The following is a 658-nucleotide window of genomic DNA, read 5'->3' on the forward strand; positions in this document are numbered from 1 at the left end:
GGCCTCCAGCCTCCTCTGCCACCGCTCCAGGGGAGGGCGACTTCAGGAGTGGGCGACGGTGTGGCCGTAGGACGCGAGCGTCCCGACGAGTCCCTGGTCCAGGGGGATGGTGGGCGCGAAGCCCAGCTCCTGGGTGGCGCGCTCGGTGGTGCACGTCCACGCGGCGCACTTCATCTCGCGAACCTTGTCGCGGTTGAGGATGGGCACGGTGCCGCGCAGGCGGGCCATGGCCTCGGAGCCCAGGCCCAGGAAGTAGCCGACGGTGTCGGGCACGGGCAGCACGGTGGGGGGCCTGCGGCCCAGGGCCCGGGCCACCGCGGCGCAGACGTCCTCCCAGGTGTACTCGCGACCGTCGGACACGGTGTACACGCCGCGCGCCGCGTCGGCCTTGTCGAGCGTCGGCCCGCGCTCGGCGGCCGCGAGCAGCGCGGTGTTCAGGTCATCCACGTGGATGAGCGAGTAGCGCTTGGGGCCGAAGCCGCTCTTCAGCGCGACGCCGCTCTTCGCCATGGGAATGACGGAGGGGATGAACTCCACGTCGCCCGGCCCATAGACCATGGGCGGACGGACGATGACGGACGGCACCTTGTCCGCCAGCTCGCGCACGGCCTCCTCGCCCCCCAGCTTGCTGCGGCCGTAGGTGGAGACGGGGGCGGGC

1 protein-coding gene is annotated in these 658 nt (G+C 72.6%); it reads right to left on the minus strand.

The window, feature by feature from the left end; translation table 11 throughout:
• Window positions 1-42: 42 nt before the first annotated feature.
• A partial coding sequence (locus tag FL311_RS43495; protein WP_141333584.1) for an NAD(P)-dependent oxidoreductase occupies window positions 43-658 on the minus strand: 616 nt, incomplete at its 5' end.

The sequence above is a fragment of the Myxococcus sp. AB025B genome, assembly GCF_006518215.1.
In the GTDB taxonomy this organism is placed as follows: Bacteria; Myxococcota; Myxococcia; order Myxococcales; family Myxococcaceae; genus Myxococcus; species Myxococcus fulvus.